We start from the raw sequence: 3905 nt of genomic DNA, 5'->3' as shown, positions 1-3905 counted from the left end.
GGTAGACCGGCCCCGGCACGCCGCCGCCCGGCGATGGCGTCTCCGGTGATGGCCACCGTACGGGTCAGCGCAGTGGGAAGCCCTGGGCGGTGAGGTGATCGCGCAATCGATCGCGGCCCTTGAGCGCGGCGGCGGAACCCAGGCGCTCCAGGACCCGGTCGGTCCATGAGTGGTCGAGGTTCTGCTCGGCGTAGAACTCGGCGATCCGGGATTCGTACTCGGCGATCCGCTCGGCCTGCCCGGTCGCGTCGTAGGTCTCCTCGTGCAACACGGCGGCCTGCGGGAGTCGCGGTTTGACGCGGGCGTCCTCGCTGGGGTCCGGGACCCCGAGTACGAGGCCGACCACCGGGAACACCCCTGGCGGCAGTGACAATTCGGCCGCGACCTGTTCTGGGTTGTTGCGGATCGCACCGATGTAGACGGTGCCCAGGCCCAGGGATTCGGCCGCCGTCACCGCGTTCTGCGCGGCCAGCGCCGCGTCCAGGAAGGCCACGAAACTCGACTCCAGGAAGTCGGCGCCCTCCAGCGGGACCCCGCGCTCGACCGCCAGCCCGCGCAGCCGGGCCAGATCCGCTGTCCAGACCAGCAGCACCGGGGCCTGCCGGATGTGTTCCTGGTCGCCGGCGAGGGCGGCGAGCCGGGCCTTGCGTTCGGGATCGCGGACCGCGATCACGCTCCACACCTGCAGATTGGAGGACGTCGGCGCGGACTGGGCGGCCGAGACAATCAGGCGCAGCACCTCATCGGGCACCGGATCGGGGAGATAGCGGCGGACCGAGCGGTGCTCGTGCAGCACCTGCAGCACCGGGTTCCATTCCGGGGGCGAGGTCGGATCGGGGTCACGATAGCGTTGCGCCACCAGCTGATCCGGGGAAACGACGATCTGAGTCATACCGCGTATCGTGGCCGCCGCCGTCGCCCGAGTCAGGCATTGACCGCAGCTCGAGCCGAACACCGCGCGGCCAATTCTGCTCTCCGCCACAGTATTTCCGCACGATCAGCCTGATCGCAACCGTTGACCGCGGCACCGTGCACGGGCCAGTGTGCGTGAGGGGCGCACGCCGGTCCGGCGTGGTGGCAGGCACGAGAACGGAGACCGAGGACCATGGCGACACCACTGCACCTGGGTGCGGCGCTCGACGGCGCGGGCTGGCATCCGGCGGCTTGGCGAGAACCGAACTCCCGGCCCGCCGAGCTGTTCGGCGCGCGCTACTGGACCGACCTGGCCGCCCTCGCCGAACACGGGCTGCTGGACTTCGTGACCATCGAGGACAGCCTGGCCGTGCCGCCGACGCCCGACGGCGCGGTCGACCGGGTCCGGGCCCGCCTGGACGCCGAACTGATCGCCGCCCGCCTCGCGCCGGTGACCAGCCACCTCGGGCTGGTCCCGGTGGTCACCACCACCCACACCGAGCCCTTCCACGTCTCCAAGGCGATCGCCACGCTCGACTACACCTCGCGCGGCCGGGCCGGATGGCAGGCCCGGGTGTCGGCGACCGCGGCCGAGGCCGCCCATTTCGGCCGTCGCGTCATCGCCGACCCCAGCACCGCCGAGCTCGCCGAAGCCGTTGCCACGGGCCGGTTCCCGGATGCGGTGGGCGAGTTGTTCGACGAGGCGGCCGACGCGGTCGAGGTGGCGCGCCGGCTGTGGGACAGCTGGGAGGACGACGCCGAGATCCGCGACGTCGCCACCCGGCGTTTCATCGATCGGGACAAACTGCACTACGTCGATTTCGAGGGGCGCTTCTTCAGTGTGCGCGGCCCGTCCATCACCCCACGTCCGCCGCAGGGCCAGCCGGTGGTGACCGCACTCGCGCACGCGCCCCTGATCTACGAATTCGCCGCGCGCGGTGCGGATCTGGTGTTCGTGACCCCGACCCTGGAGGAGGGGCCCGCACCGCTGCTGAGTCAGGTGGCGGCGGCCGCGCAACGCGTCGGGCGCGAGGGTGAACCGCTGCGGGTCTACGCCGACCTGGTCGTGTTCCTCGACACCGACGACGCGACCGGACCGCAGCGACTCGCTCGCTTGAACGCCCACACCGGCAGTGAATTCGGTTCCGACGCGGCGATCTTCGCGGGCAACGCCGAAGCGCTCGCCGATCTGCTGATCGCCTGGCACGACACCGGCGTCGACGGCGTGCGCCTGCGGCCGGGGGTGGCCGTCGACGACCTGACCGCCATCGCCGCGGACCTGGTGCCGATCCTGCAGCGCCGCGGCCGATTCCGGACCGGCTACGCCGAGACCACCCTGCGGGGCCTGCTCGGCCTGCCCACCACCGTCCCCAACCGCTACGCGAACGCCTGAGCGAGGCCATCCATGAGCACATCCCGTAAGCAGGTCATCCTCGGCGCCTACCTCGGTGGGGTGAACCATCACACCGCCTGGTGGCATCCCCGGGCCGGCAGCCAGATCGACTTCACCTCCTTCGAACACACCGCCCGCACGGCCGAACGCGGCCGGTTCGACTTCTTCTTCCTCGCCGAAGGACTCATCCTGCGCGAGCGCGCCGGGCAGATCTTCGATCAGGACATCATCGGACGCCCCGACACCCTCACTGTGCTGGCCTCCCTCGCGGCGGTCACCGAGCATCTCGGGCTGGCGGGCACCATCAACACCACCTTCAACGAGCCCTATGAGCTGGCCCGCCAGTTCGCCAGCCTCGATCACCTCTCCGGCGGCCGGGCCGCGTGGAACGTGGTCACCTCCTTCGACGCGTTCACCGGGCAGAATTTCCGGCGCGGCGGCTACCTCGACCCGGCCGACCGTTACGCCCGCGCGGAGGAGACGCTCAATGCGGTACGCGCGCTGTGGGATTCATGGCGCGACGACGATGTGGTAGCCGATCCGAGCTCCGGTCGCTTCCTGGCCCGCGCCGACGCCGGGGAATTCGCCTTCCACGGCACCCAATTCGACATCGCCGGTCGCTTCACCGTGCCGCGCAGCCCGCAGGGGCGGCCGGTGATCTTGCAGGCGGGCGTGTCGCCGCAGGGCCGGGACTTCGCCGCCGCGAACGCCGACGCCATCTTCTCCCCCTACGGCAAACTGCCCGAGGCGGCCGAGTTCTATCGCGACGTCAAGGCGCGCGCCGTGGCGGCGGGCCGCTCACCCGACGACATCAAGATCCTGCCGTCGGCGAGCTTCGTGCTGGGCGACACCGAAGCCGAGGCGATCGAGAAGCATCACGCCATCCGCGACGAGCAGGTCACCGGCCAGACCGCCCTGATCCTGCTGGAGCAGATCTGGAACCGCGACCTCTCGGGCTACGACCCCGACGGCCCCGTACCGGCCATCGACCCGGATCCCGATGCGCCGCCGATCATCCAGGGCCGCGCCTTCGTCCACCAGGACCGCTTCGCCACCGCACGACGACTACGCGAGGTCGCCGAGGCCAAGAAGCTGACCCTGCGCGAGGTCGTCATCGACCAGTTCGAACGCGGCCCCCTGGTCGGCACCCCCGCCCAAATAGCCCAGCAGATAGACGATTTCGTCGCCAACGACGGCTCCGACGGCTTCATCCTCGGATCCCACCTGGTGCCCTGGGGCCTCGACGACTTCGTCGACCAAGTAGTCCCCCTCCTACAGGACCGAGGCGTGCTCCGCGCCGACTACACCGGCACCACACTCCGCGACAACCTCGGACTACCACCGGTCCAGCCCGAAACCTCCCCTCGCCGGCACGCAAGCGCTGGGCGATGAATTAGCAGCGGCATCGGTTCGGCCAGATGTGCCTGTAAATGCTGGTCACGCTGCGGGCGGCTACGCGGGTGACCGGATCGCACGAATCGGGGTTGTGAGAGCGACCGTGAGCGCCAGGCTGGTCGCGATCGTTAGTGCCGCCAGCGATTTCGACGCGTCGGAGAAGGAGAAGCCGGTGGCCGAGATGGTTGGCTGGAGTGCGGTTGTG

General features: G+C 70.2%; 3 protein-coding genes. 2 read left to right on the top strand and 1 reads right to left on the bottom strand.

What is annotated here, in order from left to right:
* Window positions 1-64: 64 nt before the first annotated feature.
* A complete protein-coding gene (locus tag ACWELQ_RS40540; protein WP_452402297.1) occupies window positions 65-892 on the bottom strand; it encodes an NADPH-dependent oxidoreductase in 828 nt (275 codons plus the stop codon).
* A gap of 213 nt (window positions 893-1105) precedes the next feature.
* Between ACWELQ_RS40540 and ACWELQ_RS40535 the strand changes: the two genes are divergently transcribed.
* A complete protein-coding gene (locus ACWELQ_RS40535) occupies window positions 1106-2305 on the top strand; it encodes an LLM class flavin-dependent oxidoreductase (protein ID WP_452402296.1) in 1200 nt (399 codons plus the stop codon).
* A gap of 12 nt (window positions 2306-2317) precedes the next feature.
* On the top strand, window positions 2318-3697 hold the full coding sequence (locus ACWELQ_RS40530; protein WP_452402295.1) for an NtaA/DmoA family FMN-dependent monooxygenase: 1380 nt from the start codon (window positions 2318-2320) through the stop codon (window positions 3695-3697).
* Window positions 3698-3905: the final 208 nt, after the last annotated feature.

The sequence above is a fragment of the Nocardia sp. NPDC004722 genome (assembly GCF_053601505.1).
This window is presented reverse-complemented; position numbering and strand designations above follow the sequence as displayed.